The 24407-nt window shown below is 63.7% G+C and carries 28 protein-coding genes and 1 tRNA gene; 13 read left to right on the top strand and 16 right to left on the bottom strand.

The window, feature by feature from the left end; translation table 11 throughout:
- Positions 1 to 22: 22 nt before the first annotated feature.
- Genes resB through AC25Y4_RS16355 form a run of 4 tightly spaced genes read right to left on the bottom strand, consistent with a single transcriptional unit; the run spans position 23 to position 3693 of the window.
- Positions 23 to 1705: a cytochrome c biogenesis protein ResB gene (gene resB, locus AC25Y4_RS16340; RefSeq protein WP_488121501.1), complete on the bottom strand. Its 1683-nt coding sequence runs from the start codon at positions 1703 to 1705 to the stop codon at positions 23 to 25.
- On the bottom strand, positions 1689 to 2450 hold the full coding sequence (locus AC25Y4_RS16345; RefSeq protein WP_488121502.1) for a cytochrome c biogenesis CcdA family protein: 762 nt from the start codon (positions 2448 to 2450) through the stop codon (positions 1689 to 1691). Before AC25Y4_RS16345 ends, resB begins: the two co-directional genes overlap by 17 nt.
- 2 nt (positions 2451 to 2452) lie before the next feature.
- Positions 2453 to 3052 carry a TlpA family protein disulfide reductase gene (locus AC25Y4_RS16350; RefSeq protein ID WP_488121503.1) on the bottom strand — a complete coding sequence of 200 codons (600 nt, stop codon included), beginning with the start codon at positions 3050 to 3052 and terminating at the stop codon, positions 2453 to 2455.
- Positions 3049 to 3693: a histidine phosphatase family protein gene (locus AC25Y4_RS16355; RefSeq protein WP_488121504.1), complete on the bottom strand. Its 645-nt coding sequence runs from the start codon at positions 3691 to 3693 to the stop codon at positions 3049 to 3051. Before AC25Y4_RS16355 ends, AC25Y4_RS16350 begins: the two co-directional genes overlap by 4 nt.
- 64 nt (positions 3694 to 3757) lie before the next feature.
- On the opposite strand from AC25Y4_RS16355, the gene aspS reads away from it, so the two are divergent.
- Complete coding sequence (gene aspS, locus AC25Y4_RS16360) at positions 3758 to 5086, top strand: aspartate--tRNA(Asn) ligase (RefSeq protein ID WP_488121505.1); 1329 nt, start codon at positions 3758 to 3760, stop codon at positions 5084 to 5086.
- Positions 5087 to 5191: 105 nt separating this feature from the next.
- Here aspS and AC25Y4_RS16365 read toward each other — a convergent pair whose 3' ends face one another.
- Together AC25Y4_RS16365 and AC25Y4_RS16370 are read right to left on the bottom strand one after the other, a co-directional pair.
- The gene (locus AC25Y4_RS16365) at positions 5192 to 5491 is read right to left on the bottom strand and encodes a Dabb family protein (RefSeq protein WP_488121506.1); all 300 of its coding nucleotides are present in this window, start codon (positions 5489 to 5491) and stop codon (positions 5192 to 5194) included.
- Complete coding sequence (locus AC25Y4_RS16370; protein ID WP_488121507.1) at positions 5488 to 5757, bottom strand: glutaredoxin family protein; 270 nt, start codon at positions 5755 to 5757, stop codon at positions 5488 to 5490. Before AC25Y4_RS16370 ends, AC25Y4_RS16365 begins: the two co-directional genes overlap by 4 nt.
- Positions 5758 to 5814: 57 nt before the next feature.
- Here AC25Y4_RS16370 and AC25Y4_RS16375 point away from each other — a divergent pair, with 57 nt between their 5' ends.
- Positions 5815 to 6552 (top strand): HAD family hydrolase, encoded by a 738-nt coding sequence (locus AC25Y4_RS16375; protein WP_488121508.1) that lies wholly within the window; start codon positions 5815 to 5817, stop codon positions 6550 to 6552.
- Positions 6553 to 6586: 34 nt separating this feature from the next.
- Here the strand turns inward: AC25Y4_RS16375 and AC25Y4_RS16380 are convergent, their stop codons facing one another.
- The 3 genes from AC25Y4_RS16380 to AC25Y4_RS16390 form a co-directional block, all read right to left on the bottom strand.
- Positions 6587 to 6685, bottom strand: a complete 99-nt coding sequence (locus AC25Y4_RS16380) for a 30S ribosomal protein bS22 (protein ID WP_003792170.1) — start codon at positions 6683 to 6685, stop codon at positions 6587 to 6589.
- A 72-nt stretch (positions 6686 to 6757) separates the two neighbouring features.
- Positions 6758 to 6961: a helix-turn-helix domain-containing protein gene (locus AC25Y4_RS16385; RefSeq protein WP_488121509.1), complete on the bottom strand. Its 204-nt coding sequence runs from the start codon at positions 6959 to 6961 to the stop codon at positions 6758 to 6760.
- Positions 6962 to 7062: 101 nt separating this feature from the next.
- Positions 7063 to 7512, bottom strand: a complete 450-nt coding sequence (locus tag AC25Y4_RS16390) for an ArsR/SmtB family transcription factor (protein ID WP_488121510.1) — start codon at positions 7510 to 7512, stop codon at positions 7063 to 7065.
- 82 nt (positions 7513 to 7594) lie between these two features.
- On the opposite strand from AC25Y4_RS16390, the gene AC25Y4_RS16395 reads away from it, so the two are divergent.
- Both AC25Y4_RS16395 and AC25Y4_RS16400 read left to right on the top strand, forming a co-directional pair.
- Positions 7595 to 9031 (top strand): TrkH family potassium uptake protein, encoded by a 1437-nt coding sequence (locus AC25Y4_RS16395; RefSeq protein WP_488121511.1) that lies wholly within the window; start codon positions 7595 to 7597, stop codon positions 9029 to 9031.
- The gene (locus tag AC25Y4_RS16400) at positions 9024 to 9695 is read left to right on the top strand and encodes a potassium channel family protein (protein ID WP_488121512.1); all 672 of its coding nucleotides are present in this window, start codon (positions 9024 to 9026) and stop codon (positions 9693 to 9695) included. The genes AC25Y4_RS16395 and AC25Y4_RS16400 overlap by 8 nt, the downstream gene beginning before the upstream one ends.
- 18 nt (positions 9696 to 9713) lie before the next feature.
- Here AC25Y4_RS16400 and proC read toward each other — a convergent pair whose 3' ends face one another.
- Positions 9714 to 10562: a pyrroline-5-carboxylate reductase gene (proC, locus tag AC25Y4_RS16405; protein ID WP_488121513.1), complete on the bottom strand. Its 849-nt coding sequence runs from the start codon at positions 10560 to 10562 to the stop codon at positions 9714 to 9716.
- A gap of 56 nt (positions 10563 to 10618) precedes the next feature.
- On the opposite strand from proC, the gene AC25Y4_RS16410 reads away from it, so the two are divergent.
- Together AC25Y4_RS16410 and AC25Y4_RS16415 are read left to right on the top strand one after the other, a co-directional pair.
- Entirely contained in the window at positions 10619 to 11581 is a 963-nt protein-coding gene (locus tag AC25Y4_RS16410) for a cation diffusion facilitator family transporter (protein WP_488121514.1), read from the top strand.
- Positions 11578 to 12291 (top strand): glutamine amidotransferase, encoded by a 714-nt coding sequence (locus AC25Y4_RS16415; RefSeq protein WP_488121515.1) that lies wholly within the window; start codon positions 11578 to 11580, stop codon positions 12289 to 12291. Before AC25Y4_RS16410 ends, AC25Y4_RS16415 begins: the two co-directional genes overlap by 4 nt.
- Here AC25Y4_RS16415 and AC25Y4_RS16420 read toward each other — a convergent pair.
- The gene (locus AC25Y4_RS16420; RefSeq protein WP_488121516.1) at positions 12248 to 12694 is read right to left on the bottom strand and encodes a nucleoside deaminase; all 447 of its coding nucleotides are present in this window, start codon (positions 12692 to 12694) and stop codon (positions 12248 to 12250) included. The two genes, AC25Y4_RS16415 and AC25Y4_RS16420, sit on opposite strands and share 44 nt — an antisense overlap.
- A 56-nt stretch (positions 12695 to 12750) precedes the next feature.
- Between AC25Y4_RS16420 and upp the strand changes: the two genes are divergently transcribed.
- On the top strand, positions 12751 to 13383 hold the full coding sequence (gene upp / locus AC25Y4_RS16425) for a uracil phosphoribosyltransferase (protein WP_488121517.1): 633 nt from the start codon (positions 12751 to 12753) through the stop codon (positions 13381 to 13383).
- A gap of 600 nt (positions 13384 to 13983) precedes the next feature.
- Positions 13984 to 14694: a winged helix-turn-helix domain-containing protein gene (locus tag AC25Y4_RS16430; RefSeq protein ID WP_488121518.1), complete on the top strand. Its 711-nt coding sequence runs from the start codon at positions 13984 to 13986 to the stop codon at positions 14692 to 14694.
- A gap of 34 nt (positions 14695 to 14728) precedes the next feature.
- On the opposite strand, the gene AC25Y4_RS16435 is transcribed toward AC25Y4_RS16430, so the two are convergent.
- The gene (locus tag AC25Y4_RS16435; RefSeq protein ID WP_488121519.1) at positions 14729 to 15145 is read right to left on the bottom strand and encodes an SRPBCC family protein; all 417 of its coding nucleotides are present in this window, start codon (positions 15143 to 15145) and stop codon (positions 14729 to 14731) included.
- Between the two features lie 338 nt (positions 15146 to 15483).
- Between AC25Y4_RS16435 and AC25Y4_RS16440 the strand changes: the two genes are divergently transcribed.
- The 4 genes from AC25Y4_RS16440 to AC25Y4_RS16455 all read left to right on the top strand — a co-directional run bounded on the left by AC25Y4_RS16440 (position 15484) and on the right by AC25Y4_RS16455 (position 20170).
- Positions 15484 to 16266 carry a GntR family transcriptional regulator gene (locus AC25Y4_RS16440; RefSeq protein WP_488121520.1) on the top strand — a complete coding sequence of 261 codons (783 nt, stop codon included), beginning with the start codon at positions 15484 to 15486 and terminating at the stop codon, positions 16264 to 16266.
- Positions 16267 to 16475: 209 nt separating this feature from the next.
- Positions 16476 to 18437, top strand: a complete 1962-nt coding sequence (locus AC25Y4_RS16445) for a glycerophosphodiester phosphodiesterase (protein WP_488121521.1) — start codon at positions 16476 to 16478, stop codon at positions 18435 to 18437.
- A gap of 107 nt (positions 18438 to 18544) precedes the next feature.
- Positions 18545 to 19597, top strand: coding sequence for a hypothetical protein (locus tag AC25Y4_RS16450; RefSeq protein WP_488121522.1), 1053 nt, complete (start codon positions 18545 to 18547; stop codon positions 19595 to 19597).
- Between the two features lie 114 nt (positions 19598 to 19711).
- On the top strand, positions 19712 to 20170 hold the full coding sequence (locus AC25Y4_RS16455; protein ID WP_488121523.1) for a MarR family winged helix-turn-helix transcriptional regulator: 459 nt from the start codon (positions 19712 to 19714) through the stop codon (positions 20168 to 20170).
- On the opposite strand, the gene AC25Y4_RS16460 is transcribed toward AC25Y4_RS16455, so the two are convergent.
- Both AC25Y4_RS16460 and AC25Y4_RS16465 read right to left on the bottom strand, forming a co-directional pair.
- Positions 20167 to 21120 carry a hypothetical protein gene (locus AC25Y4_RS16460; protein WP_488121524.1) on the bottom strand — a complete coding sequence of 318 codons (954 nt, stop codon included), beginning with the start codon at positions 21118 to 21120 and terminating at the stop codon, positions 20167 to 20169. The two genes, AC25Y4_RS16455 and AC25Y4_RS16460, sit on opposite strands and share 4 nt — an antisense overlap.
- A 178-nt stretch (positions 21121 to 21298) precedes the next feature.
- Positions 21299 to 21970 (bottom strand): histidine phosphatase family protein, encoded by a 672-nt coding sequence (locus tag AC25Y4_RS16465; RefSeq protein ID WP_488121525.1) that lies wholly within the window; start codon positions 21968 to 21970, stop codon positions 21299 to 21301.
- A gap of 59 nt (positions 21971 to 22029) precedes the next feature.
- On the opposite strand from AC25Y4_RS16465, the gene AC25Y4_RS16470 reads away from it, so the two are divergent.
- Positions 22030 to 22584 (top strand): MOSC domain-containing protein, encoded by a 555-nt coding sequence (locus AC25Y4_RS16470; RefSeq protein ID WP_488121526.1) that lies wholly within the window; start codon positions 22030 to 22032, stop codon positions 22582 to 22584.
- A gap of 70 nt (positions 22585 to 22654) precedes the next feature.
- On the opposite strand, the gene AC25Y4_RS16475 is transcribed toward AC25Y4_RS16470, so the two are convergent.
- Positions 22655 to 22727, bottom strand: a tRNA-Arg gene (locus AC25Y4_RS16475).
- A gap of 116 nt (positions 22728 to 22843) precedes the next feature.
- On the bottom strand, positions 22844 to 24403 hold the full coding sequence (locus tag AC25Y4_RS16480; RefSeq protein WP_488121527.1) for an APC family permease: 1560 nt from the start codon (positions 24401 to 24403) through the stop codon (positions 22844 to 22846).
- Positions 24404 to 24407: the final 4 nt, after the last annotated feature.

Here is a 24407-nt window from a genome sequence, read left to right on the forward strand (position 1 = left end):
CGTTGAGGGTCACGGTGTAAGCCTAAGTCTGTTGGTCTGTGGGGGCGAGCGAGGCAGCGGGCGCGCTGTCTGCGAGTGTCTCGATGTGTCGGTCGGCCAGGTCGGCCACCGCAGCTTCGAGCGCGGGGTCTTCGCCGCGGGCGAGACCGGCATACTCGAGGCGGAGGGTGCCATCTTCCTGCTCGATGGCCTTCACCCAGACACGACGACGCGGAATGAAGAGCGAGGTCAGCAAGCCGAGCAGCACCAGGACGGCGAAGAGCAGCACCCAGCCCTGGGTCGGATCGTGGTGGATGTCGAAGGACGCGAACCGCAGCACAGAGCCGGAGAAGTCGCCGACAGCGGCATCCGGACTCTCGTTCTCAAGCGTCACAGACCCGAGCCCGTTCGGGAGTTCCTGCGTCTGACCCGGCATGAGCTCGAGCCCCACCGTCCCGCTGGTACCGCCGGCAATTTGGGTCATCGAGTCGGTGTCGAGTGAATAAACGGATGTCGGCACACCGTCGTCGAGGCCGAGGTCACCCGAATACACGCGCAGCGTGAGCATCGGGTATTCAAGGTCTGGGTACGAGGAGTAGTAGGCACCAGAGGACATCGTCGCTTGCGTCGGGTAGAAGAACCCGACCATGCCGACCTGCTCTGCGAGGCCGTCCGGCACCTTCACGACACCGAGAGAGGTGAGGTTGGCATCCTTCGGCAGGAACGGAATCGAGTCGGTGAAGACCACCGTCCCGGCTGGGTCGCGCACGGTGATCGTCGGCGCGTAGCCATTGCCGAGCAGATAGACGTCGGTTCCGCCGGTGCGGAGCGGACCGTTGACCTTGACCTCGGCCTGTTCGGTCTCTTCACCGCGGTGGGTGACGGACACCCCGGCGGAGTAGTCGGTCGCCTGGCCGTATGCCTTGATGTTCTCTGTCTCGTACGTGGTCGTGAAGCTGTTGAGCGTGAGCTTGTACGGGTCGAGGCTGGTGTCGTCGAAGAAGCGCCCAGGGTTGAACGAGTCGAAGGCGCTCACGGTGTTCACGAAGGTCTGACCCTCGACGAGAACCCGCTGGCCACTGAACCCGAAACCGCTGCCGAAGCCGACGGTGATCAGCATGCCGACGAGCGCGCTGTGGAACACCAGGTTGCCGGTCTCCCGCATGTAGCCGCGCTCTGCAGAGACGGAGAACTCGTTGCGCTGGTTGAACAGGGCAACGCGGTAACGACGGGACTTCAGGAGTGTGCGCGCAGAGTCGATGGCCTGGGCGGCGCCAACACCGGCGGGAGCCTCACGGGTGGTGAAGCCGGCCAGGCGGTTCAGGCGCGCCGGCGTCTTCGGTGGCTTCGCACGCAACGCCTTGAAGTGGTGGATGGTTCGCGGGATGACGCATCCGATGAGCGACACGAACAGCAGGAGGTAGATCGAGGAGAACCAGGCAGACGAATAGACGTCGAACGCCTGGATCTTGTCGAGAACAGGTGCGAGGTCCGGGTTGTCGGTGAAGTACTGCGTGACACCGTTCGGGTCTGAGCTGCGCTGCGGGACGAGCGAGCCGGGAACCGCGGCAATGGCCAGCAGGAGGAGCAGGAACAGCGCCGTGCGCATGCTCGTGAGCTGGCGCCAGAACCACCGCAGCCAGCCGACGACGCCCAGCTTCGGCTGGGCGATGGCGGAGTCGGCCTGAGGCGGCCGGGAGTCAATGTGATCAGATGGCCGGGACAAAACCGCCAATCACCCCCTGGAGGTCGAGCAGCCAGGCTGTCCAGATTCCACTCACCATGAGCACACCGATAGCAATGAGGAGCACGCCTCCCAGCAGATTGATGACACGAATATTCCGCTTCAGAAATGACACGGCCCCTGTGGCCCAGTTTAGGCCGAGAGCAATGAGTACAAATGGGATGCCAAGGCCCAGCGCATAGAACAGCGCCAGCAAGCCACCCTGCCACGGGGATCCTGTGGTGAGGCTGAGCGAATTAATGGCGGTGAGCGTTGGGCCGGTGCACGGCGTCCAGCCGACCGCGAAGACGGCGCCAAGGATGGGGGCGCCTGCCAGGCCCATTTTCGGCTTCCACTGGGCTTTCACCGTGCGCTGGGCGAAGCCGAACTGGCCGACGAAGACCAGGCCCATCAGGATGACGACCACACCGGCCAGGCGGGTGATGAGGTCGCGGTACTGGTTGAGCCAGAACCCGGCGAATCCGAAGACGACGCCGGTGAGCACGAAGACGAGCGTGAAGCCGAGGATGAACAGGCCGACGCCGAGGACGAGTCGGTTGCGCCCGCGCTTGTCGCCCTTGTCTGCGCTCGACCGACCATCGGTGAATCCGCCGATGTAGGCCAGGTAGCCGGGGACAAGCGGCAGGATGCACGGGGAGGCGAATGAGATCAGGCCGGCCAGGACAGCCACGGGGATGGCGAGAAGCAGCTGGCCGCTGAAGACGATCTCGCCGAAGGGATTGCCCACGACTAACTGCCCTCAGCGACAGTGTCGCGGATTAGCGTCTCGAGAATCGATGGCGTGGTCACCTGGCCGAGAATGCGCGCCGCAACCCGGCCTGTCTCGTCGACGACTAGCGTGGTCGGCACGGCGTTCGGGGGGATGCTGCCGCTGAAGGCCAGCTGGGCGCTGCCGTCGTTGACGTCCATGACAGACGGATATGTGATGCCGTACGCCGTGTTGAACGCCAGCGCGTTCGCCGCCTGGTCGCGCACATTCACGCCGACGAAGCTGGCGCCTTTGTCGGCGAACTCCTCGTTCAGCTTCTGGAGAGCTGGGGCTTCTGCCCGGCAGGGTGCGCAGCTGGCGTACCAGAAGTTCACGACGACGACCTGGCCGAGGTAGTCGGCAGACGAGAGCGCCTCGCCAGACTCGGTGGTGCCGGCGAAGTCGACGACCTCGCCGCGGCTCTCGATCGGGATCTCGGTCACGCTGCCGTCACCGGCGATGAAGCCCTTGTTGCTGCCCTCGCGATACTGCTCAGCGAGCGTGTCGCTCGACGAGCATCCGGCCAGCAACGCTGCAACAACAGCGGCGCCAACTATCAGCAGGCCAGATGCGCGCTTCATACGGCACCAACATCCTTCGACTTGCCCTGCAGCGACAGGGCGGGGTTCGCGTACCCGACTTCGACAAATCCGTCGCCGCGTCGCTCCAGCGTCGTGATGCTCGACAGCGCACAGCGCCGTTTCCGCGGATCGTGGGCAAGGCTCTGTCCGGCCAGTGTGCGATGCACCATCCAGATGGGAAGTTGATGGCTCACCAGGACAACGTCACCGCTGTCCACTGAGTTGTAGGCATCGTCGATAGCGGCGAGCATCCGCTTGGAGATCGACGCAAATGGTTCGCCCCAGCTGGGCTTCAGCGGATTCACCAGCGACGGCCAGTTACGAGCGTCGCGCAGGGCGCCGCCAGGACCGCGCATCCGCTTGCCCTCGAAGTGGTTCTCCGGCTCGATGATGCGGGGATCAATATCGATGGGCAGGTCAAATGCTGCCGCAATGGGCGCCGCGGATTCCTGCGTACGCTGCAGCGGGGAGGCGATGATTCGGCTGACAGGCCGACCGCGCTCCGCCAGATCAGTGGCAGCGACAGCCGCCATCTGGGCGCCTAAATCGGAGAGGCCAAAGCTCGGCAACCGTCCATAAAGGACGCCATCGGGGTTGTACACCTCTCCGTGACGGACGAGATGAACTTGACTAGCTACCACGCCATCCAGTCTACGGAAGGCAATCCCGCGAATTCGCCGAGAACCGAGCGGCTAAACTCAATGTGTGACTGATCGCGTACTCATCAAAGACCTTTCCGCTCAGGCTGACGGACCCACTACGGTATCCGGCTGGGTTGACACCGTCCGTGACCAGAAGAAGGTGCAGTTCGTCGTACTGCGCGATGAATCTGGCGCGGTGCAGCTGGTCAATCCACGCACAACGGATGACGAGGGCACGGTCGTCGCAGACGACCTCTCGACCACGATCTCCGGCCTCTCGCAGGGCAGCTTCATCACCGTGACCGGTGAGCTGAAGCACGACGAGCGCGTCAAGCTCGGTGGCATCGAGGTGAAGCTCTCGGGTATCGAGGTGCTCTCGCTCGCCATTCCGGAGACGCCGATCGCCGCCGACTCCAGCCTCGACAAGCGACTTGACTGGCGCTTCCTCGACCTGCGCCACCCGAAGCAGAACCTCATCTTCCGCATCCAGACCACGTTCGAGCACGCGCTCCGCACGTACTGGATCGAGCACGACTTCATCGAGCTCCACACCCCGAAGCTCATGGCATCCGCGAGCGAGTCTCGCGCAGAGCTGTTCGAGGTCGACTACTTCGACACCAAGGCGTACCTCGCGCAGAGCCCGCAGTTCTTCAAGCAGATGGCGCAGTCCGCCGGCTTCGGCAAGATCTTCGAAGTTGGCCCCGCGTTCCGCGCAGACCCCTCGTTCACGAGCCGTCACGCCACGGAGTTCACCAGCATCGACTCTGAGATCAGCTGGATCGACAGCCACGAAGACGTCATGAAGCTGCACGAAGACCTCATGGTTGCCGGCTTCAGCGCCGTCAAGGAGAAGCACGGCGAGGAGATCAAGGCGCTCTTCGACGTCGAGGTCACCGTTCCGAGCACCCCGTTCCCCCGCATCCCCTTGGCAGAGGCCAAGGAAATCGTCAAGGAGCGCGGCTACGAGGTTCCCCGCGAAGACGACGACATGGACCCTGAGGGCGAGCGCCAGATCGCCGCGTACGTCAAGGAGACCTACGGACACGAGTTCGTCTTCCTCACCGACTACGCAGCGAGCATCCGCCCGTTCTACCACATGCGCCACGAAGGCGACCAGAGCCTGACGAACAGCTACGACCTGATCTTCAACGGCACTGAGATCTCGACCGGCGCCCAGCGTGAGCACCGCGTTGACGTGCTGATCGAGCAGATGAAGGACAAGGGGATGGAGCCGGAGGAGCTCGACTTCTACCTCGACTTCTTCCGCTACGGTGCTCCGTCGCACGGTGGATTCGGCATGGGCCTCGCCCGCGTGCTGATGCTCATGCTGCACCAGACGTCGATCCGCGAGGTCACGTACCTCTTCCGCGGCCCGACGCGCCTGCTGCCGTAGCCTCAACAGCACCTACACGAAAGAGCCCGTCGAGAAATCTCGACGGGCTCTTTCGTTTCGCTGGTTGAGGAGGCAGCGCAGGCCGTCTCGAAACCATCCGGCTCGCTACACCTCGACGTCGACGCAGGAGCGCGCCGCCACGACCGATTTGATGAAGGCCCCTGCGCGCTGGTGCTCAGGGTGCACCTGGTAGCGGGCAACCGCCGCCAGGTCGTCGAAGTCTGCGATGAGCACGACGTCCCAGTTGCCGTCGCCCACGACATCCGCTCCGACCTGCAGCGCGCGAATCTCGGGGACAACCCCGACAAGGCTGCTGAGCTCGTCGATGATTCGGGCAGCGTGCGCGGCCTTTTCTGTGGCGTCAGCGGATGCGAGTTGCCAGGAGACAACGTGGCGGATGGTCATCGAACCTCCAGGAGAGCGGTGCGGAGGCGCACTGGATCGATGCGCCAATAGTTGTGGACTTTGCCGTTGATGAGGAGCACTGGGATGTCCTCGACATACTTCTCGTGCAGCTGCGCGTCATCGAGGATGGACAGCTCCTCAAGCGCCAGTTGAGGGGCCCCAGGGGCGTCGGACAGGGCTGCCACGACATCCTGGACGACCTCACGGGCATCGTCGCAGAGGTGGCAACCAGGCTTTCCAATGAGGGTGAGCTGAACTGTTGACATTCGTTCAGCCTATAAGCGCCCGCGAGCAACACGCTCAAACTAGAATCGTTCGCACATATGGCTACCGCAACTCTGCCCCGCTCGATCGCGTTCTTCGACGTTGATAACACGTTGCTTCGTGGAGCGAGCCTGTACCACGTCGGCATCGGCGCCTGGAGGAGCAAGTTCATCACGGCACGCGACATCATGTCGTTCGGCTGGAAGCAGGCGCGCTTTGTGGCCGTCGGCGAGAACAGGGCCCATCTCGACATCGTGCGCGAGCGAGCACTTGAGGTGGTCGTCGGGCACAATCGGAGCGAACTCATCTCGCTCAGCCATGAGATCTTCGACAGCCGGCTCACGCAGCGGTTGTGGCCGGAGACCGTCGCCGTCGCGCACGAGCACTTGGATGCCGGGCGAGAGGTCTGGCTGGTCACGGCGACCGCCCAGGAGATCGCCGACGTCATCGCGGCGCGATTGGGCTGCACAGGCGCCGTCGGTACCGTGCTCGAGTCGGTCGAGGGTGTCTTCACCGGTCGACTGGTTGGCAACGTCATGCACGGCAGCCACAAGGCCGAAGCCGCCCAGGCCGTCATGGATGCCAGCGGCGCCTCCCCCGCTGACTGCTGGGCGTACTCAGACTCACACAACGACATTCCGTTGTTGAACCTGGTCGGGCATCCGGTCGTCGTGAATCCAGACGCCACGCTGCTTCGCTATGCCACTGCTCGAAACTGGCCGATCATGCGACTGAAGCCCGCGAGCATCAAGGCCGCCGTGCGGGCAAGCAAAAAGCGCCAGACCACAGGGGCCTGACGCTAATTACGCCAGTAGGCGGTTACTTAACCGTCTACTTCTTGTTGCGACGCTGGTGACGAGTTTTACGAAGCAGCTTGCGGTGCTTCTTCTTCGCCATGCGCTTGCGTCGCTTCTTAATTACAGAACCCACACGGACCTCACAAGATTTGGAATAGTCGCGGGATTCGCGACTGACACGAAAAGCCCATTCTATCGGAAAAAATCACGCGCTTGACGCCTCAGACGAGATTGGCTGGTCGATGACCTTCGCAACGGCCGATTCCGGCACCCGAAAAGAGCGCCCAAAACGGATGGCCGGCAGCTCCCCAGCGTGAACCAGGCGGTACACCGTCATCTTCGAAACACGCATGACGTCGGCAACTTCCGCAACGGTGAGGAATCTCACTTCAGACAGGTCGCGTGGCATTTTCTTGACGTCCCTTGCTTCATCCGGCCGACAGGCCAACAAGCCCGCCAAGGGTGATGTGGGGGCTTGCTGGCAACTCTAGAGCGGGCCTCGGCTAGCGTCTAGTCGTTTTTGCGCCACTTGCGAGGCTTTGCGTCCTTGACGACGTGAGTCACCTGGTACGACGTATCGGCGATCGCCTTGCCGATGGCAGTTGCGAATGCGCGCTGCTCGTCCTTCAGTCCGACGTCGGTGCCCGACAGTGCGGCCGCGGTCTCTGCGTCGAAATCAACGCTGAGGAACGGGATCAACCAGTCTTCGATCGCTTCGAGCGGCGAATAGTCCAGGTGGTAGAAGCGGTGCTGACCCTCTTCGCGCACACCTACGAGACCGGCCTCACGCAGCACCTTCAGGTGCTTGGAAACCGTCGGCTGACTGAGACCAAGCTGGCTGACGATGTCGGAGACACTGATCTCTCCGCCGGCATCTCCACCCTGGTTATATCGCTCGAGAAGAATGTGCAGGATGTCACGCCGCGTCGAGTCCGCCACAACGTCAAATATGTCTGCCATGGCATAAGGCTAGTCATTACCGATGGGGAGTACCATGTCAAGTCGCCGTGGCCACAAATAATGATGGGGGTATCCACCGCACATGAGCGCAATACGCCCCCGAACCGACATACATTCCAACACCTGGTTCGGCCGAATTCGCGACGCGATCGACGGGCTGGTCCGCACCTCACCGTCGCGGTTCGCCATCCTGGTCTTCACCGCGTTGATCCTGCTGTTCACCCTGCTGTTCTCGCTGCCGATCGCGTCGGCCACGGGCCAGGTCACCGCCCTGCACGACGCCGTATTCACCGCCGTGTCCGTGATCTGTGTGACAGGCCTCGCCACCGTTGACATGGCAACGCACTGGTCTCCGTTCGGCAACGCCCTCGTATTCATCGGCGTGAATGTCGGCGGTATCGGTGTGCTGACCCTCGCCTCGATCATGGGCATGGTCATCTCGCGTCGGCTTGGCCTTCGCGCAAAACTGATGGCCGCCAGTGACTCGAACCCGTCACGCCTGCACGTCGGACCCGTCGCTGAGGGCCAGGCCATCCGCTTGGGAGAGGTCGGCAACCTGCTCCTCACCGTCGCGGTCAGTGCATTGGTGATCGAGGTCGGCGTTGCCCTGCTGCTGTTCCCCCGCATGCTCATCGACGGTGTCGGGCTCGGCGAAGCCGTGTGGCACAGCATGTTCTACTCGGCGATGGCGTTCACCAACACGGGCTTCAACCCCAACGTCGAGGGCCTCGGTGCCTTCGCCAACGACTACTGGTTCCTGGGCGCACTCATGCTCGGGGTCTTCCTCGGCAGCCTCGGATTCCCCGTCATCTATGCGTTCGCCCGCGGTTGGCGGAAGCCCCGCCGCTGGTCGCTCCACGTCAAGATGACGCTGCTCACGACCATCCTGCTGATGTTCGCCGGGATGCTGCTCTACATCGTGCTTGAGTTCGACAACCCGAAGACCTTCGGGTCGCTGGGCGTCGGAGACACGATCTTCCAATCGCTCTTCATGTCGGTGATGACACGATCTGGTGGATTCGCGACCATCGACATTGCCGACCTGCATGGCTCCAGCCTGTTGCTCAGCGACATGCTGATGTTCATCGGTGGCGGCTCGGCGTCGACGGCCGGTGGCATCAAGGTCACCACGCTGGCCGTGCTGTTCCTCGCCGCATTCGCAGAGGCCCGCGGCAAGGAGAGCATGGAGGCGTTCGGCCGCCGGATCCCCGGCGACATGCTGCGTCTGGCCGTCAGCGTTGTGCTGTGGGGCGCAACGACCGTCGCGGTCAGCAGCATCCTGATCCTGCAGATCTCCAAGGCACCGTTCGACTTCGTGCTTTTTGACGTGATCTCGGCATTTGCGACCTGTGGTCTCTCCACCGGCCTCACCGCGAGCCTGCCACCAGAGGGGGTCTACGTCATGGCCGCCACAATGTTCATGGGGCGGGTTGGTACAGTGACACTCGCCGCAGCACTGGCGGCAAGCCAGAGCAGGCAACTGTTCAAGCGCCCCGAAGAAAGGCCCATCGTTGGTTGACCGCATAAAGCACGACGCTCCCGTACTCGTTATCGGCCTCGGCCGGTTCGGCGCGGCGACCGCCGGGCAGCTCGACCGCCTCGGCCGCGAAGTGCTGGTCGTCGACTCCAGCGAAGCCCTCGTGCAGAAGTGGTCTGAGCGGGTCACCCACGCCGTGCAGGCCGACGCCAAGTCGATCGATGCCCTGCGCCAGATTGGCGCGCAGGACTTCTCGATCGCTGTCTGCGCCGTCGGGTCATCCGTTGAAGCCAGCGTGCTCATCGTGGCCAACCTCGTCGACCTGAAGGTGCCACAGATCTGGGCGAAGGCGATCTCGCAGTCGCACGGCAAGATCCTGGAACGCATCGGCGCCAACCACGTGATCTACCCAGAAGCAGAGGCCGGCGAACGCGTCGCCCACCTGGTCTCCGGCCGCATGCTCGACTTCATCGAGTTCGACGATGATTTCGCCCTCGTGAAGATGTACCCGCCAAAGCCCATCCGCGGCCTGAACCTCACAGAGTCCGGCGTGCGCACGAAGCACAACGTGACGGTTGTCGGCGTGAAGAGCCCGGGCAAGCCGTTCACGTACGCGACGGCAGAGACCGTGGTCTCAAACCACGACCTCATCATCGTCTCCGGCACAGAGGGCGACATCGAGCGGTTTGCGGCGCTCGGCTCGTAGGTCGCTGCTCGCCGCGTTTTAGCCGGCGGCGAGCTCGCGGGCCCGTGCGAGCGCGGCATCCGTTGCCACGTCGAAGGTGTGCTTGAAGCCGGCCTTCTCGAGTTCCCAGATGGCGCGCTCTGTGGTGCCATGGGGGCTCGTGACCTGCTTGCGCAGCTCGGTGGGGCTCTGGTCAGACGCCGCGAGGAGCATGCTGGCGCCGAGGAATGTCCCGTTGACCATGGTCGCCGCTTCCTCCGGCGTGAAGCCCTTGTCGATAGCTGCAGCGGTCAGCTGTTCGATGAGGTAGAAGACATATGCAGGGCCAGAACCCGAAATGGTGCTGAGCGCATCGAGCTTGTCCTCCGGCACGACGAGCACGTCGCCGACGGTGTCGAAGAGCGCCCGGGCGAGTTCGAGATCAGCGTCGCTTGAACGGGTGCCAACAGAGAGTCCCGTCACTGCTTTGCCGACGACGGCCGGCGTATTGGGCATCGAGCGGATGACCGCGACCGACTCAGGCAGCCGGCTTTCGAAGGTGGCGATGGTCACCCCCGCGGCAACGCTGATGACGAGCGCATCCGGCTCGAGGCTGTCCGCGATCTCGACAAGCAGGTCTGGGACCATGGCCGGCTTCACGGCCACCACCACGATGCGCGCGCCAGCGACGGCTGTGCGGTTCGCTGCGGGGTCATCCTCGGTGGCCAGGGCGGTGACGCCGGAGAGCGTAGCGAGTTCTGCCGCCTTGGCTGCCGTGCGGTTCGTGGCGCGGATGCCGCCCTCCACGGTGACGTGCGGCGCGCGCAGCCCGGAGAGCACGGCTCTTGCCATGGACCCGGCGCCGAGAAAGGCGATAGTTGGCAGGGTGACGGGAGCAGCTGAAGTCATGCGGCAAGTGTACGTTCTGGCCGAATTCCCGTGAGCCGCGGCCATAGGATTGCTCCATGAGTGCATCCGGCGGAAACAAGGCAATCCTGGCCGCATTCGCGGCAAATATGGGCATAGCAATCACCAAGTTGATCGCGTGGTTCTTTTCAGGGTCGGCGTCGATGCTTGCGGAGTCAGTGCACTCCCTCGCCGACTCAGGCAACCAGTTGCTCCTGTTGCTTGGCGGCCGCAAGTCGCGCAAGAAGGCCGACGTTGAACATCCGTTCGGCTACGGTCGTGAGCGCTACGTCTACGCGTTCGTGGTGTCGATCATCCTGTTCTCCGTCGGTGGCGTCTTCTCGATCTACGAAGGCATCGACAAGCTGCAGCACCCGCACGAACTGAGCGTGGTCTGGCTGCCGATCACGGTCCTCGCGATCGCCATCGTGCTGGAGAGCTTCTCGCTCCGCACCGCGATCAAGGAGTCGAACCCGCTGCGGAACGGCCAGAGCTGGGTGAAATTCGTTCGCCACGCGAAGGCGCCAGAGCTGCCCGTCGTACTGCTCGAAGACGTCGCGGCCCTCATTGGCCTCGTCTTCGCCCTGCTCGGCGTCGGCCTGTCGGTACTCACGGGCGACCCGGTGTGGGACGCCATCGGCACACTCTTCATCGGCACGCTGCTCGTGGCCGTCGCCGTCATCCTGGGCATCGAGACCAAGAGCCTGCTCGTGGGTGAAGGCGCCAACATTGAAGACATCACGGCGATCGAAAAGGCCATCAAGGCCGGCCCTGAAACCAAGCGCATCATTCACCTGAAGACCCTGTACCTCGGCCCCGATGAACTGATGGTTGCCGCAAAGCTCTCCTTCGACTCCAACAGCCGGTTCGCCGATGTCGCAAGCTCCATCAACGCCGTCGAAGCACGCATCCGCGCGGTTGTGCCATCGGCCAGGGTCATTTACATCGAACCGGATGTCTATGTCGACCCGTCGCTGGCCAACCCGCCCACCGACGCCATCGTCATCAAGGGACGTGAATGAGCCGCATTGCGGTCGTGCTTCGGCATGAGGACAAGATCCACCTCGGGAACCTGGAGCCGGTGCTGATCGACCGCGGATATCGCATCCGCTACATCGACACCGTCGCCAACGGCGTATCGCCACTGGATGCCGACGACGCAGATCTCGTCGTGGTGCTTGGCGGCGAGATGGGCGTGTACGACGATGAGGAGTTTCCCGTCATCCGCGATGAGGTGGCGCTCATCAAACGCCGGATCGAGGCTGAACGGCCCGTGTTCGGTGTGTGCCTTGGCGCACAGCTGATGGCCAGCGCTCTCGGCGCTGCGGTCTACAAGGGCGACAGCGTCGAGATCGGCTACCGCAGCGTTGAGCCGACTACCGCAGGGACGGAGTCGCCCGTGCGCCACCTGGCCGGTGTTCCGGTCATGCAATGGCACGGCGACACGTTCGACCTGCCGGAGGGTGTGACGAGGCTGGCCGGTTCACCGCAGTACGGCAACGAAGCGTTCGGCATCGACAATTGGGCACTCGCCGTGCAGTTTCACCCGGAGATCACCACCGAGATGCACGAGGAATGGTTGCAGGACGCTCCGGACGAACTGGCTGCCGTCGGCCTGGATGCCAGCGAGCTCAGGGACGACCGTGCGCGTTACTCCGAACCGATGCAGACTGCCTCTGCACGAATGTTCAGCGAATGGCTCGACGGGCTGGATCCTCAAAGAACTGTGTGAGCAGCTCCTTGCACGCCTGCTCGCTGACTCCGGCGAAGACTTCGGCGCGGTGATTCATCCGGCGATCACGAAGCACGTCGTACACAGAACCGGATGCCCCCGCCTTCTCATCCCAGGCACCGAAGACCACTGTCGGCACCCTGGCCGCGAGGATCGCGCCGGCGCACATGACGCAGGGTTCGAGGGTGACGACGAGCGTGCATCCGGTCAAATGCCAGTCATCGAGTGCGGCAGCAGCCTCCCGCAGGGCGACGATCTCGGCGTGTGCCGTTGGGTCCCTATGCAGCTCGCGTTCGTTGCGTCCTCGGCCGATCACGGCTCCTGAGGGGTCGAGCACGACGGCGCCGACGGGCACATCATCGCTCAGGAGAGCCGAACGAGCCTCTGCGAGGGCGATAAGCATCCACTCTTCATGCATCCCAGCGCCCACGCGCCCTCCCAACTCGTAGTATTAACCCTATGCGAGTCCACGTTGCCGACCACCCGCTCATCACTCACAAGCTCACGGTGCTCCGCGACAAAGAGACATCGTCTCCCATGTTCCGCGCACTCGTCGAAGAACTCATGACTCTCCTTGCCTATGAGGGCACCCGCGGCGTTCGCGTCGAGGAGGTCACCGTGCAGACGCCGGTGGCCATTGCCCACGGCGTGAAGATCAGCGACCCAAAGCCGCTGATCGTTCCCATCCTGCGTGCGGGACTTGGCATGCTCGAGGGCATGGTCAAGTTGCTGCCGTCCGCCGAGGTCGGATTCCTCGGCATGGCACGCAATGAGGAGACGCTGCAGCCCACCACCTACGCGGAGCGACTGCCCGACGACCTGTCGGATCGCCAGTGCTTCCTGCTCGACCCGATGCTCGCTACCGGCGGCTCGTTGATCGCTGCGATCGACTTCCTCTTCGAGCGCGGCGCAGTCGACGTCACGGCGATCTGCATTCTGGCTGCCCCTGAAGGTCTCGCCGCGGTTGAGGAGGCTCTCGCAGGACGCGAAGTCACCATCGTTCTCGGTGCAGTCGACGACAAGCTCGACGAGAATGGCTACATCGTGCCCGGCCTCGGCGACGCCGGCGACCGCCTGTACGGACTGGTCTAAGCACCAAAGCACCAAAGCACCACCCCGCACCCGACCGATTACGCAAACCGATCTGCACGGAGCAGATCGGTTTGTGTATTTCCGAGTCGGCCTCCGACGCAGGTTCTTCGACGGGAGACACGCCGAGTCGACCTTCCTTGAATAAACTTTGATAAAACTAGCTTCTGTCGAATAATCCTCTTTGAAATGGCTTCTGGTCGAGGAACCTCCCAGATGGCCACAGGTCTTGTGAACCTGATTCACGTCATAGTGCGTCATTGACTGTCACCGAATTGACACGCGCCGTAACAGTGGGATTTACTCGCTGCTATGACAACCACCGCACGCCCCCTGACCTCCCTCGAGGCCCCTGGGAATGCCGGCATGATGATGCCGAGCATGCGCGTTGCCCTGTGTTGCCGAATGTGTCGCTAACACAGCAAGCCCCCTCGCCGAGCTCCCGCCGCTGAATCCAGCGGACAGGTTGAGCCCCAGAAGCGAACGCATCGCGAACGCTTTCCTTCAGGTCACCGTGCTCCTCCGCACCGAGGCCCTGCGTCTTGCCGAACCCATTTCAGGCCATCGAGCCGGGTTCCCCTACACATCCAAAGGATTCCTCCCATGTCACTCGCACACATCGACACTGCTCGCCAGGTCCGCAACTTCCGCCCGAACCTCAACATCGCCCAGCCCGCACCGACGCCTGCTCCGCGCATTCGCGCCGTTCCAGACGGCACGGAAGCGCGCGGCTTCGTGCTCTACGTCGGCATCGACGAGGCAAAGGCTGCGGCAGCAGGAACCAGCCTGCACCGCCTGGTCGAGGCGCTGAAGAGCCTGGCCGCCGAGGTCGCTCCGTCAGCTGAAACCTACGCAGCAGTTGCTCTTGCCCCAGAGGGCGCCGGCGGCCGTGACGTAGATGTGGTTCGTCTCGCCCTGCAGGACCCGGCTGCGCTGGCCAGGCACCGCAGCGCAGGTGACGAGCTCGACCGTGCCCCAGGCGGGGTCGTCGTCGACATCTCACGCAAGCGCGTCATCCTCGACAACGAGGCTGCGGCACTCACCTACAAGGAGTTCGAACTGCTGCAGTACCTCGTCTTGCGGGAGGGTCGCACCATCGACCGCGCAGAGCTGATCTCGTCACTGTGGAATGCCGCAGACGACGAGGATGCCCCCAACGAGCGCACCATCGACGTGCACGTTCGCCGCCTGCGCGCCAAGCTCGGACGCTACGAGGACATCGTGCGCACCGTGCGCGGCATCGGCTACCGCTTCGACCGTCACGCAGACGTGTCGATCCACCAGGCAACCACGCCTAGCCCCGACCTCTTCTAGATTCAAGGCCGGTTCGTCAGCTAGCGGTTAGCGGTTAGCGGTCGATCGCGTGCGCGAGGTCGTCGACGACGTTCTTCCAGTGGCCAAGCATCATGCGGCGCTCGTCGCGGTCGGCGAGCTGCTCGTGGTGGATGGCGATCGTGGTTCCGCCGGGGGCTTCCTTGACGCTGACCTGCAGGATGGTGTCGTGCGGCCAGTCGTCCGGACGCCAGCTGAGCCTGATCTTCGAGCCGGCCGTCAGGGTGCGAAGCGTGCCACGCACGCCGTCTGCCGTTTCGTACGCTGCGCCCTTACCGGCGGGAAGCGTCGTCTTTCCGAGCCACAATTCGAGGCCGTCTCCGAGCAGGTAGTCCCAGACCACGGCGGGTGACGCAGCGACGGTTCTCCGTACGCCAACCTCCCAGCCGGCATCTTTCGTCTGTCCAGTGGTGTCTTTCGGGTGTGCAGCCATAGCTTCAACTCTATTCGCCGGTCCTGACCGGAAACACCGCCCGGTCTTTAACGTGATTGAGGGCCGGTCGTAGAGGCTAACGACCGACCCTCTTCCCTTGCACCAAGAGTGTCCTGCAATCACATTTCACGTCTTCCGCCACAGCAAACGGTTGACGCACTACGAATATATAACGAACCGATAACGGGCGCTAGTTATCTATTCGTTATTTTTCTAAGAATTTTCTATGAGCCGTTTTTCCGGTGAGGCAAACGGCCGGGACCGGTGGCGGCGTTTCGGTCATCAATCGTCACCTCCATTCCACGCTGCTGTAACCCGTTCGGGGCACGCTCGAAGATATGACATCGATACATCCATCGACTCCACGGCTGGAGCGCCGGCCGGCTGACACGTCGGTCCAGTATCAGAGAATCGCCGCAGACCTCGACGTCAAGATCCGCGCGGGGGTCTACCCCGTTGGCCGTGCGTTGCCGGCGGAAGACGGCCTCGCCGGCGAGTATGAGGTCGCCAGGGGGACGATCCGCCGCGCCCTCGCGATTCTCAACTCCAACGGCACCCTCATTGTCAGGCGCGGATCACGGTGGGTGGTTCGGAGTGCGCCGATGCCGCGTGATCTGACCGTTCTGCGATCGTTCGGCCAATGGGCTCTGTCGACCGGTCAATCTCTCTCGGCGCGGACGGTGTCGCTCAAGCGCGGGCGGGCCGACGCCGTCGAATCGCGCGAACTAGGCGTGCGGCTCTCGAGCCCGGTGTTGCGGATGGTGCGGGTCGAGTCAATCGATTGTCGTCCGATCATGATCAAACGCACGACGTTCCCCGAACGGCTGATTGAGGTGGTTGAGGCGGTGCCCGTCGACGCGCGATCGCTCATGGAGGTGATTGGGCGCACCGTCGGCCTGGCGCTTGCCTCTGGCGAGAATCGCATCAGCGCCGTGATTGCGAGCGCCGCGGATCGGCGGCTGCTTGAGCTGGATGCCCCCGAGCCTTTGCTACAGCTTGTGCGCTCGGCCCACGATTCGACGGGTCGGGCGTTCGAGCTGAGTGACGACCGTTACCTGGCCGACTCGGTGAGCTTCACTCTGATGAATTCTGCCGAGGTGCGCTCCGTTCGAATCGGTTGAACTCGCGGCGCATCTGGCCGCTACGTGGCGAATCTGACGGCTAAGTGACAAACAGGCTCGATCGTCACCGTGAGAGCCCAAACGTTTCGCCGTGCTCCACTGCGAGGCCATGAGGCGGCCTCTCTAGCGACGAGCTGCCCCCCTTGACTGGGCTTCGCCACCCGTGAATTACGCGGGATGAGGCATCCGTTCATCAAGGAAGGCACATCATGAGATCGTTCTCGAAGGCGCGCATTGTGGGCGGGGCCGGAGCCGTTGTCACGGCTATCGGTGTTCTCGTCTCGGCTGTCGGCGTTTTACCGACTGTCGCTGAGGAAGCGCCAGTCGATCGCGTTGTCCTCAGCGAGGACTTCTCAGGTTCAGCTCTGCCTGAGGGTTGGACCTCGGTCGGAGGAGACTGGCGGGTCGAAGACGGCCGACTGGTCGGCAGTGCCACCGCCGGTCAGGCCCGGCTCACGTTCGGCGAACACCAGAAGAACTATCGCTTCGAGGCGACGGTTCGCTTCGAGAGCGTCGCCAACTCGGCCCGCTGGCAGGCTCTCGGCCTCGACATGCCCGCCGACGGGTCGGTGCCCTGGCAGCACGCCGCCATGCGCTCAGGCACCACCTCATCGAACGGCATCGAGTTCGCCCGCAAGACCGCGCAGAACACCTGGAATGTGACGGATGCGGCGGCCGGCCCCACCGACGCGGGCGTCGGCACCGACGTGCGCGTCGCGATTGAGGTCTACGGCAACACCGGCCGTTGGTACTTCAACGATCAGCTGGTGCTCGAGACCAAGCAGCTCGCCCGCACCGCCGATGGCATCTTCGGACTCGTGGTCGACGGTGCAACCGTCTCGTATGACGACATCGTGATCACCGAACTCGACCCACTGCCGCCGATCGAAATGGTCGCAGCGGGTGAGACCGGCATCGTCATCGCCCACCGCGGCAACTCCTCGCTCGCACCGGAGAACACGATGCCCGCGTTCGTTTCGGCCGCGCGCAGCGGCGCCGACTACATCGAAATCGATATCTACCCCACCGCCGACGGTGTTCCCGTTGTCATCCACGACGGCACCGTCGACCGCACCACCGACGGCTCCGGCGCCGTGACCGCGATGACCCTCGAGCAGCTGCGCACGTTGGACGCCGGAAGCTGGTTCGCCGAGTCGTTCACCGGCACCCGCATCCCGACCCTTGAAGAGGTGCTCGCATTCGCGCAGACCTCCGGGTCGAAGATCCTGGTCGAGTACAAGGGCCTGTGGAGCCCTGAACACTCGAAGACCACCACCGACCTGATCGCCCAGTACGGCGTCGGTGAGCAGATCTTCGCGCAGAGCTTCGACATCAACACCCTCGTGAACGTCGGTGCGGCCGACCCCGCGCTGCCGCTCGGCTACCTCGTCGGCGATTTTCCAGCCGACGCCGTCGCTGTCGCCGAGCAGTACGGCCTTGACGCCATCAACCCCGGCGCGGGCGCCGTGCTCGCACACCCGGAGACCCTGAACGCATTGAACGAGGCCGGCTACGGCGTGTTCCCGTACACGATCGATGACGCGGCAACCTGGGCGAGCCTCACCGCGCTCGGCGTCGAGGGCATCATCACGAACCGTCCCGACCGCTTGGCCGGCTGGAACTCCAGCTACAACAACGGTGGACGCCCTGGCGAAGAGGTTCCTGAGGCTGGCGAGAACGAGCAGCTGATCGGCGTCGAGGTGGCCGCGGATGCCGTCACCCCCAGTGGCGAGTTCACCTGGCGATTCTCCTCAGGGGGCGCGGTCACCCTCGGCGAGGCCGCTGTTCTGGGCGACGCCCTCTACGCCCAGGGAGCGATCAACCCGATCCTCGTGACCGACACCCGTCGTTACCCGGCGTCAACCTGGCAGCTCGCTGCGCAGGTGAGCGACTTCGTCGCCGGCGACAAGACAATCTCGGCTGCGAACCTCGGCTGGTCGCCGCGTGTTGACGTCGACGGTGCAGGTGCCGTCGCCGGCCCAGCCGTGACCTCCGGATTCGGTGGCATCGGTGCCGGCCTGTCGGAGCTTGCCGTTCTCGGCGAGTCGGCGAACGACGAGTACAAGGGCACAGGGAGCGCCCAGCTCGGTGCCGCACTCGACCTGCGCATGCCGCTCGACCAGAACTCGGGCTCGTACAGCTCGACGCTGACGATCACAGCCGTTCAGTAGTGGGCTGAACACACGCGTGAACCCGGGCAGGGTGCCGGTGAATCCGGCACCCTGCCTGTCAATCCCTCCGCTGCGGCCACGCTCGCAGACAACAGAAAGCAGAAGACATGTCTTCCCGTCGTACGCGTGGCACCATTGCGGCCATCTTGATCTCGCTCAGCTCAATCGGGCTTCTCCCCCAAGCCGCGAATGCGAACGAGCCGGCGGCGGGGTCCGACACCGCCTGGAGCGTCACGCCGGTTCTGGCCAGCAGCGGCGTTGAAAGGAGCAACTTTGCCTACGAGCTTGAGCCGGGTGCACACGTTGACGACGCCGTGCTCGTGCGCAATTCAGGTGTCGCCCCGCTGACACTCACCGTGAGCGGAGCGGATGCCTTCACCACCGATGCAGGTCGCATCGACCTCGTCACCGAAGAGACCGGCTCTGCCGACCTCGGAACCTGGATCACCCCGGCGGCGGGAGAGATCACGATCGACCCTGGACAGCAGATGAGGGTCGCGTTCAGCGTCGCCGTACCGGCCGACGCGCCGCCCGGCGATCACTCGGGAGCGCTACTCACCGTGCTCGCGACCACTGGTGATCGGGGCATCGCCGTCAACATGCGCTATGCCACCCGGGTCTCCGTTCGTGTGGCCGGCGACCTGAACCCGACGCTCACGGTCGCCGAGCCGACGATCGGCTACACCCCGAGCTTCTGGCCGTGGGAGCCGGGTACCGTGGCGGTCGGCTACGCCGTGTCAAACACAGGCAACATGGCCTTGACGGCGCGGCAGCTGCTGCGGGTCGACGGCCCGCTCAACATCGGACGCACCGAACTCGTTTCCTCGCCCGAGGAAGGCGCCGCATTCGCGGACGTGCGCGAGGTGCTGCCCGGCGACAGCGTCGCGGTCGCTGCCGCGGTCGACGGCGTGGCGTCGTGGTGGCCGGTCGTGACCGTGACTAGCCAGGTGGCCCCGCAGGCCGTCACAAACGGGATCGTCACAAACGCAGACGGCGTCCCGATAGTGTCGACGGTCGAATCGACGGCCGTGGCGTGGGGGATCTCTCCGGGGCTCGTCATCCTGCTGACAGCTCTCGCGGTCGTTGCTTTCATCGTGGTACTGCGCATTCGCCGGGGATTTTCTATGACAAGAAAAACGGCGATTGGCCAACGTGAATGACAAGGGACATTTCCAGAGGGCTTACCACCCAAGGCATTCGAGTGCCTATTGTTGATGTTCAGGGGTCAGCAGACCGCATTCACAGGTCGCCAGGCCCGCAGGAAAGGCAGCAGCGTGGTAGATCGAGCAGTGGCAGTCGCCGCGTGGGAGTCACTCTTTCGGGCACAGGTCGCAATTATGCGCAGCCTCACCGCAGAGTTTCCGTCAAAGGAGATCTCGCTCAACGAGTACGACGTGATGTTCAACCTGTCTCGGCAGCCAGGATGGCGCATCCGCTTGCGAGATCTCAATAAGCACGTTCTGCTCACCCAACCCAGCGTCAGCCGCCTTGTTGACCGGCTGGTGACAAGGGGTTACCTCGAGAAGGAAACCGATCCGTCAGATGGTCGTGGCGCCATCATCGGCCTCACGCAGTCGGGCTACGACCTGTTCAGGCGGGTCGCACGCGATCACATGGGAACGATCTCGGATCGCATCTCCGACACCCTCAGTGAAGACGAGCTCAAACAGTTGATCAACCTCTGCGACCGGCTGCGCGACGGCACGTCCAGTGAAACGACGGCGGCTGGTTAGGACGACGGGTCGCGTTTGGTTGCAGAGCGGCCTTCCCGGCCCTCTGCCCACCCGCTCCCCCGCGGGTCGGCCGGATCATGCTCGCGCAATCTCGACCGGGCAGCGCGCATTGTGTGGATGGCCCGCGGCAGGGCGAGCGGGCGCAGGAGCAGCTTGGTGAATCCTGCCCGCATTCGACCGCGTCGTTCTGGGCCGGCGGGTGCTTCGACAACGTCCAGAAGAGCACGCAGGGTCGGAGTGACATCGTCGACCTTCAGCCGCCATCGCGCGTAGGCCGCTGGCACCACCCGAGGCCCGCGTGCAGACCTCCCCAGCCAGTCCAGTAGTGGCGCCATGGTGATCTCCCCAGTGAGCGCACTGATGAGATCCACGAGATCGTCGATCTCCTCCGGCGTAAGTGCACCCTCAATCTGGTCGAGGAGGAAATCGAACCCATCGCTGCTGACGGGAACGCCGGGTATCCGCCCTGCGCAGTGCACGGCAACCGTGACGATTGCCATCGATCGGTCAAGGCTCGGCACCTGGGCGCCGGCCATCTCGATGGCAACTCTTCTCTCCCACAGGATGTCGAAGGCGACTTCAGCGTCAGTGAACAGGCCGGGGATGGCGTAGTAGACCTCTAGCCCGATCAGTCTTTCCGGATGCCGCAACACGGCTCTGGTCGGTGGCAACACGGCCTTCTCTTCGAGAGGGTCGTGAAAAATCTCCCACCCGGCATCGCGCAACGTGGCGATGAGGTGCGTCGTGGATGAGGGATCGACGAGGATGACGGCTTCCGTTTCAACGAAAGGGGTCACGAGTCCGAAATGGTCGAGGACCGGCCCACACCAGGCCAGGGTGCGGATGCGGTTGGCAGTGGCGTGCGCGGCAACCTCGGCCAGCAGGCTCGCCTTGATTGCGGCGGGATGGAGCGCCCCCGACAGATGCGGGGGCTCAGCGGGTTGCGACATGACAGCTCAGCAATGTGTAGCCCTTCGGGTCGGCTGCCCAGGCGCATGACTCACTTCACGTGCCCCGCCCCCGGGTTTCACGTCCATCCGGAGACCAACGTGAAACGCTAGGTTATCTCACGTTAACTAACGTCAAACAGCACCCAGAACAGGGGGCGGCGCAGAGGGCGGTGGGAGACTAGGGAGCGCTCTCTCCCTGTGGCTGCCCGCCGGGACCGGTCGTGCCACTGTCATCGACCTGCGCACCGCCGATGGCAACTCCAGTCCAGCTGGCCGCCGCCCATCCCGCATCTGGTTGGCCGTCGAGCACGATGACTCCCGTGTTGTGCAGGATGTGTCGCGAAGCAAACGCCGCGTCGACGTTGCTGGCGTGCGCGGCGACCCAGGCGCGGATGATCTGCCCGTGTGCGACCATCGCCACCGTGTCGTGGCCGGAGTTCACTATCTCCGCCACCACCGCGCTGAAGCGAGCGAATACCTCATGTCCGTTCTCCGCCCCCGGCATCCGCCGATCCCGATCGCCGAACGCCCACCCGAAAGAGACGTGATGATAGAGCTCGATCGACGCCCGGTCACGGCGCATCTCCAGGTCACCGGCACCGATCTCACGCGCCCCTTCGCGCACCTCGACCGGGAGGCCAAGCCGCGCTGCGAGCGGAGCGATGGTCAGTTGGGCTCTGGTCTGAACGGATGCATAGAGCGCTCCGATCCCCTCCCCAGCCAGCACGTCGGGAATGGCAGCGGCCTGCGCCACGCCGAGTTCGGTCAGACCGGGCCCCGGCACGACGGTATCCAACGCCCCCATCACATTGGATGGGGTCTGGCCGTGTCTGATCAGCAACAAGCGCATCGTCTCATCCTCGTCGAACTTCTCGTCGGCGGCGAGCAAATTCTGGAAGGATCGGACACATGAGTGAAGCTGCACCAGACGTCGTCGTGATCGCTGTCAGCCGCGACGGAGAGCATCGTTTCTCCAAGCAGCCCCAGGAGCGAATCACCGTGCGCGCCGGCCTCGGCGTCGATGGCGATGCGCACAGCGGCACGACAGTGCAGCATCGGCCGCACGCCGGGGATCCCAACCGGCCCAACCTGCGCCAGGTGCACCTGATCCACAGTGAGCTCTTCGAGGAGGTCGCGCCGCTGGGCTTCACCGTATTGCCAGGGGAAATGGGCGAGAACATCACGACGAGGGGCATAGACCTTCTGTCCCTTCCGCAGGGTGCCGTACTCCGATTGGGCAGCGAGGCCGTCCTCCAGATAACGGGGCTCCGAAACCCGTGCTCACAGATCAACACGTACCAGGCAGGACTCATGAAAGCGGTTGTCGACCGCAATGAGAACGGCGCAGTCATTCGGAAGGCCGGCGTGATGAGCGTGGTCATCGTCGGCGGCGTGATCGAACCAGGAGACCCGATCATTGTCGAATTACCCGACGGACCACATCTGCCACTCGCGCCGGTGTAAATCTGATCACTTGCAGATTCACAAACAAAAAAGGCCCCGTCCGAAGACGAGGCCTTTTTGTTTTTCTCTGTGCGCCCGAAGGGATTCGAACCCCCAACCTTCTGATCCGTAGTCAGATGCTCTATCCGTTGAGCTACGGGCGCAGGTGCTAATCCGAACTAAACGCTCGGAGGCAACTCGAAAACTATACCAGCTATCTGGGGCCCCCTTGTTCACGTTGGCCCGGTTGACCCTCAATCGGGGCAAAAAATGCGTCGAATCAGTCCTTCACGTCGTCGAGTTCGCTGGCCGGCGCCGCATCGGTTCCGAGCAGCTCACTCCGGAAGAATGCGGGTTGCCGCTTGGCGGTGATGAGCATCACAACGACCCCGGAGAGCAGAATCACCATGCCGAGCACGAACACCAAACCAACGCCGGCAATCGATGATCCGCTGCCGTATGCCGGGTCCATGGAGTCGACGAGCGTCGTCACGAACAAGACAGCGAGGATGAGGCCACCCACGAGCGGGAACAGGAAGGTGAAGAAGAAGTTGCGTGCCCTGGTGAACCAGCGGCGCCTGAAATACCAGACGCAGGCGAAGGCGGTGAGGCCGTAGTAGAAGCAGATCATCATGCCGAGGGTTGTGATGGTGTCCCACAGCACGTCCTCGCTGACGAAACGCATCACGGTATAGAACGCGGCCGCGACGATCGCCGAGACGATGGTGGCGTAGCCGGGAGTGAAGAAGCGCGGGCTGACGCGAGCGAACTTCGCCGGGAGTGCGCCGTAGTGCCCCATGGCGAGCAGCGTTCGCGCCGGACCGACAAACGTTGACTGCAGGGACGCCGCAGAGCTGGACAGCACAGCGATGGACATCAGGATGGCCAACGGCCCGAGCACAGGGCCGGCCAGCGCGAAGAACACGTTCTCCTGGATGTCAGGGTTTCCGAGCCCGATGCCGTCTTCACCGAGCCCGGCAAACGACATTGCGGTGATGGCGACGAAGAGGTAGATGACGACGATCAGGATGACCGTGAGCGTCGCTGCGCGTCCGGGGGTCTTCCGCGACCCCTTGGTCTCCTCCGACATGGTCAGCGTGACATCCCAGCCCCAGAAGATGAAGATCGACAGTGAGAGCCCGGCTGCGAAAGCGGAGAACGAGGTGACGGCGAAGGGGTTGAACCAGTCGAGAGTGACGGGTGTCGGGTCTGGTGCAGTGCCGTTCACGATGTGCACGATGGCGGCGACGCCGAAGCCGATGAGCACCAGCACCTGGAAGCCGACGAGCCAGTACTGCACCTTCTGGGTGGTCTGCATGTCTCGATAGGAGATCCAGGTCGCGATCAGGATGAAGAGGAGGCAGGTGGCGACGTTGATGAACGGGTTCGCGGCGAGCGCGGCGATATCGGAATTGTTTCCGAAGATCTGGGACAGCATGAGGTACAGGAAATCGACGGCGATGCCCGCGAGATTGCTCAGCACCACAATGGTCGCCGCAATGAGCCCCCAGCCGGCCATCCAGCCGACCCACGGACCGAATGCCCGCGTCGCCCAGGTGAACGATGTACCGCTGTCTGGCATGGCGTTGTTCAGCTCGCGATAGCCGAACGCCACGAGAAGCATCGGGATGAATCCGACCAGGAAAATGGCCGGCAGCTGCACGCCCACTTCCGCCACAGTCGGCCCGAGCGCACCCGTGAGCGTGTAGGCAGGGGCGATGCAGGAGATGCCGATGACGATTGCGCCGATTAGCCCGACGGATCCTGCGCTCAGGCCTTTCGAGGAGATTCCGGAACCCTTGGCGGGTTCGGCGCCGACGGCAGTGTCAGTGGAAGTCATGGGA

Source organism: Leifsonia sp. Y878, assembly GCF_057669685.1.

Excerpts from the sequence above, each read along its gene's own strand:
- AC25Y4_RS16450 (WP_488121522.1), top strand. The coding sequence starts at position 18,545 with ATGTCTTCCCGTCGTACGCGTGGCACCATTGCGGCCATCTTGATCTCG.
- AC25Y4_RS16375 (WP_488121508.1), top strand. The coding sequence starts at position 5,815 with ATGGCTACCGCAACTCTGCCCCGCTCGATCGCGTTCTTCGACGTTGAT.
- AC25Y4_RS16365 (WP_488121506.1), bottom strand. The coding sequence starts at position 5,491 with ATGACCATCCGCCACGTTGTCTCCTGGCAACTCGCATCCGCTGACGCC.
- AC25Y4_RS16390 (WP_488121510.1), bottom strand. The coding sequence starts at position 7,512 with ATGGCAGACATATTTGACGTTGTGGCGGACTCGACGCGGCGTGACATC.
- AC25Y4_RS16435 (WP_488121519.1), bottom strand. The coding sequence starts at position 15,145 with ATGGCTGCACACCCGAAAGACACCACTGGACAGACGAAAGATGCCGGC.
- AC25Y4_RS16480 (WP_488121527.1), bottom strand. The coding sequence starts at position 24,403 with ATGACTTCCACTGACACTGCCGTCGGCGCCGAACCCGCCAAGGGTTCC.
- proC (WP_488121513.1), bottom strand. The coding sequence starts at position 10,562 with ATGACTTCAGCTGCTCCCGTCACCCTGCCAACTATCGCCTTTCTCGGC.
- AC25Y4_RS16465 (WP_488121525.1), bottom strand. The coding sequence starts at position 21,970 with ATGCGCTTGTTGCTGATCAGACACGGCCAGACCCCATCCAATGTGATG.
- upp (WP_488121517.1), top strand. The coding sequence starts at position 12,751 with ATGCGAGTCCACGTTGCCGACCACCCGCTCATCACTCACAAGCTCACG.
- AC25Y4_RS16440 (WP_488121520.1), top strand. The coding sequence starts at position 15,484 with ATGACATCGATACATCCATCGACTCCACGGCTGGAGCGCCGGCCGGCT.
- AC25Y4_RS16470 (WP_488121526.1), top strand. The coding sequence starts at position 22,030 with ATGAGTGAAGCTGCACCAGACGTCGTCGTGATCGCTGTCAGCCGCGAC.
- AC25Y4_RS16395 (WP_488121511.1), top strand. The coding sequence starts at position 7,595 with ATGAGCGCAATACGCCCCCGAACCGACATACATTCCAACACCTGGTTC.
- AC25Y4_RS16420 (WP_488121516.1), bottom strand. The coding sequence starts at position 12,694 with ATGCTTATCGCCCTCGCAGAGGCTCGTTCGGCTCTCCTGAGCGATGAT.
- AC25Y4_RS16370 (WP_488121507.1), bottom strand. The coding sequence starts at position 5,757 with ATGTCAACAGTTCAGCTCACCCTCATTGGAAAGCCTGGTTGCCACCTC.
- AC25Y4_RS16410 (WP_488121514.1), top strand. The coding sequence starts at position 10,619 with ATGAGTGCATCCGGCGGAAACAAGGCAATCCTGGCCGCATTCGCGGCA.
- AC25Y4_RS16385 (WP_488121509.1), bottom strand. The coding sequence starts at position 6,961 with ATGCCACGCGACCTGTCTGAAGTGAGATTCCTCACCGTTGCGGAAGTT.
- AC25Y4_RS16350 (WP_488121503.1), bottom strand. The coding sequence starts at position 3,052 with ATGAAGCGCGCATCTGGCCTGCTGATAGTTGGCGCCGCTGTTGTTGCA.
- AC25Y4_RS16460 (WP_488121524.1), bottom strand. The coding sequence starts at position 21,120 with ATGTCGCAACCCGCTGAGCCCCCGCATCTGTCGGGGGCGCTCCATCCC.
- AC25Y4_RS16415 (WP_488121515.1), top strand. The coding sequence starts at position 11,578 with ATGAGCCGCATTGCGGTCGTGCTTCGGCATGAGGACAAGATCCACCTC.
- AC25Y4_RS16430 (WP_488121518.1), top strand. The coding sequence starts at position 13,984 with ATGTCACTCGCACACATCGACACTGCTCGCCAGGTCCGCAACTTCCGC.
- AC25Y4_RS16445 (WP_488121521.1), top strand. The coding sequence starts at position 16,476 with ATGAGATCGTTCTCGAAGGCGCGCATTGTGGGCGGGGCCGGAGCCGTT.